At 69.2% G+C, this 2,994-nt stretch carries 3 protein-coding genes and 1 pseudogene; 3 read left to right on the top strand and 1 reads right to left on the bottom strand.

The window, feature by feature from the left end:
• Window positions 1-434: pseudogene (locus tag ACFWPJ_RS29195) on the bottom strand (sensor histidine kinase); the annotation flags it as partial.
• Window positions 435-563: 129 nt separating this feature from the next.
• Between ACFWPJ_RS29195 and ACFWPJ_RS29190 the strand changes: the two are divergent.
• The 3 genes from ACFWPJ_RS29190 to ACFWPJ_RS29180 all read left to right on the top strand — a co-directional run.
• The gene (locus ACFWPJ_RS29190; protein WP_378856175.1) at window positions 564-1,616 is read left to right on the top strand and encodes an ABC transporter permease; all 1,053 of its coding nucleotides are present in this window, start codon (window positions 564-566) and stop codon (window positions 1,614-1,616) included.
• Window positions 1,617-1,626: 10 nt separating this feature from the next.
• Window positions 1,627-2,340, top strand: a complete 714-nt coding sequence (locus ACFWPJ_RS29185; RefSeq protein WP_378856173.1) for an ABC transporter ATP-binding protein — start codon at window positions 1,627-1,629, stop codon at window positions 2,338-2,340.
• Window positions 2,341-2,415: 75 nt separating this feature from the next.
• On the top strand, window positions 2,416-2,994 hold a 579-nt coding region (locus ACFWPJ_RS29180), incomplete at its 3' end, for an ATP-binding protein (protein WP_378856171.1).

The following is a 2,994-nucleotide window of genomic DNA, read 5'->3' as shown; positions in this document are numbered from 1 at the left end:
ACCGCGACCTGTTTCCACGGTCGCGGCAGCAGATGCAGGTAGACGAAGAACAACCCGAAGGCGAGATACACCGCGTCCGGAGTGAGCCCGAGCAGCGCCAGCCACAGCACGGTGAGCGTGGCCAGCCACACCGACACCACCCACGAATTCCACACCGGTACCGGACCCCGAGGACTCGTCACGCGCGCGGCATCCGACTCGACGACCGATGCCGGAGCGCCCGCGGCGACCCGGTCTCCCGAGCGCCGAGGCAGCTCGGTGCCCGCGAAGTAGACGGCCAGCCACACCACCGTCAGGACGAGCACCCACACTCCGTGCCCACCGCCGCCGGGCAACAGCGCCCGCACCGCGACCACCACCGCCAGCACCGTCACCAGCACATGCAGGCCGAGCCGCAGCGTGGTGACCACCGGGGTCAGTGGGGACGAGTTCACCCGACCAGCTTATGTGCGGCAACCGGCCCGGCATCCATCGAAAGGTGTAAACGCGGGCAGACCTTGGGAGGACGGCGTTTCGTGCGCCGGTGCGATGGCACGGCGGTCGTGCGCGGCGAGAGTGGAGCCATGTTCGTCGCACTCCGAGATCTGCGGGCCGCCCGCGGCCGCTTCCTGCTCATCACCACTGTCGTCCTCCTGGTGGCCGTGCTGGTCAGTTTCCTCAGCGGCCTCACCGCCGGGCTGGCGCACCAGAACATTTCGGCGGTCCAGGGCGTCGACGCCGACCAGGTGGTTTTCGCCGAAACCGGCGCCGATCCGTCCTTCGACTCGTCGGTACTCACCGAGCAGCAGGTGGCGCGGTGGCAGTCGGCCGGCGGGATCACCGCCACCCCGATCGGCATCTCCCGCGCCCGCGCCGAGCACGCGGGGGCCAACCCGGAACAGGTCGCGTTGTTCGGCGGTGACCCGTCGGCGTTCAGCAATCGCCCTGCTACCGCTCCGGGAGCCGTGGTGCTGAGCTCGGCCGCGGCCAGGGAACTCGCCGCGGGCACCGGCGACACCATCCTGCTCGCGGGCCACGAATTCACCGTGGCCGGCGTCGCGGGCGACGAGTGGTACAGCCACACCCCGGTGATCTGGACCAGCATGCGAGATTGGCAGGCCGCGAGCCCGCGCTCGGGCGCGGCGACCGTGCTCGCGGTGACCGGCGACGCACCGCGCGACGACCTCGACACCGAGGCCGGAACGCACACGGTGCCCGCGCGGGACGCCGTCCAGGCGATCGGCTCCTACCAGGCCGAGAACAGCTCACTCACCCTGATGACGGTATTGCTGTTCGCGATCTCCGCGCTGGTCATCGGCGCCTTCTTCACGGTGTGGACCGTGCAGCGCCAGCCCGACATCGCCACGTTGAAAGCCCTCGGCGCCACCACCGGTTCGCTGGCCGTCGACGCACTGGCGCAGGCCGCGATCGTGCTGGCCGCCGGCGTCACGATCGGTCTCGGCATCACCGCGGTGGCCTCGTTGTTCCTGGGTGACGCCATGCCGTTCGTACTGTCGCCCTCGACCACGCTGGTGCCCGCGCTGGCCCTGATCCTGCTCGGCCTCCTCGGCGCCGCGGTCGCGCTGCGCTTCCTGTTCACCACCGATCCGCTGACCGCGCTCGGCGCGACCCGCTGAAGGACTCCCCATGGCACTGACCCTCACCGAAGTCACCCTCACCTACCCCGACGGCGCGGGCAGGCTCACCGCCCTCGACCGGGTGTCCATGCACGTCCCCGGCGGCACGATCGCCGCGGTCACCGGCCCGTCCGGCTCGGGCAAGTCGAGCCTGCTCGCCGTGGCGGCGACGCTGATCCGGCCGGACTCGGGCGCCGTCGTCCTCGATACCGACACGGGCAGCACCGATCTCGCGACGCTGAGCAGGCGCGCCGCGGCCGAGGTCCGCCGCACCGCGATGGGCATCGTCTTCCAGCAGCCGAACCTCATTCCGGCGCTGACGGCGCTCGAACAGCTGGAGGTCACCGCGCACCTCGGTGGCAAACCACGCGCCGGACGCAGCGAAACCAATTCCCGTGCACGGGAATTGCTCGATGCCGTCGGCCTGTCCGAGCACGCGGGCAAGCGCCCGGCCCAGCTGTCCGGCGGACAACGCCAGCGCGTCAATATCGCCCGCGCCCTGATGAACGACCCCGCCCTGCTCGTCGTCGACGAACCGACCAGCGCCCTGGACTCCGAACGCGGCGCGGCCGTCCTCGACCTGATCACCACCATCGCCCGCGAGCACCGCGCGGCGACGATCCTGGTCACCCACGACCCCACCCACCTGCACCGCATGGACGCGGTCTACCGGATGGTCGACGGGCACTTGGCCTCGCTGGAAGTCCCGGCGATGACCACCTAATCGCCCCCAGCCACCAACCGCAACGGATGCGATGACACCGCAAGCCAGAGGTAGGTAAACTCACCTACTGAAATAATGGTAAATGAATTTACCTTGGAGGCCGTGGTGGAGAAGCCTGAAGCGGTGGTCGGCCGGGAACGGCAGTGGGGGGTGCTGGATCGGTTCCTGTTCGAGGGCGGTGCCGAGGGACCGCTGCGGATCGGCCTGGTATCCGGGCGGCGGCGGACCGGGAAGACACACATTTTGGCTGCGGCCTGCCGAGAAGTCGGCGGCCTGTATACGGTATGCGTGCAGGACGAGGGTGATCGGGCAGCGCGAATCCGATTCAGCAGTGATGTCGCCGGGCATGTCGGTCTTGTCCCACCGAGCGGCGGAACAGTGGAGCCCTGGGAACAATTGATTCGATCAGCCCTGGATGTGGCTGCCCGGACGACGCCACGCGGCCTGCCACCGCTGCTGGTGATCGTCGAGTTCCCCTATCTGACCGCCCATGCGCCAGAGCTTCCGTCACTGCTACAACATCTCTTCGATGGCGCGCAACGAGGTAGCGGCCCACCGGGAAGGCTGATCCTGTGCGGGTCCGCGCTGAGCGTCATGCATGAGTTGTTGTCGGGCACCAAGCCGCTGCGCGGGCGGGTAAGCATGGATATGCGG

Source organism: Nocardia sp. NPDC058497 (assembly GCF_042720195.1).
Lineage (GTDB): Bacteria > Actinomycetota > Actinomycetes > Mycobacteriales > Mycobacteriaceae > Nocardia.
This window is presented reverse-complemented; position numbering and strand designations above follow the sequence as displayed.

What these genes read in the sequence shown, in the direction of transcription:
- ACFWPJ_RS29190 (WP_378856175.1), top strand. Translation starts at nt 564, where the DNA reads ATGTTCGTCGCACTCCGAGATCTGCGGGCCGCCCGCGGCCGCTTCCTG.
- ACFWPJ_RS29185 (WP_378856173.1), top strand. Translation starts at nt 1,627, where the DNA reads ATGGCACTGACCCTCACCGAAGTCACCCTCACCTACCCCGACGGCGCG.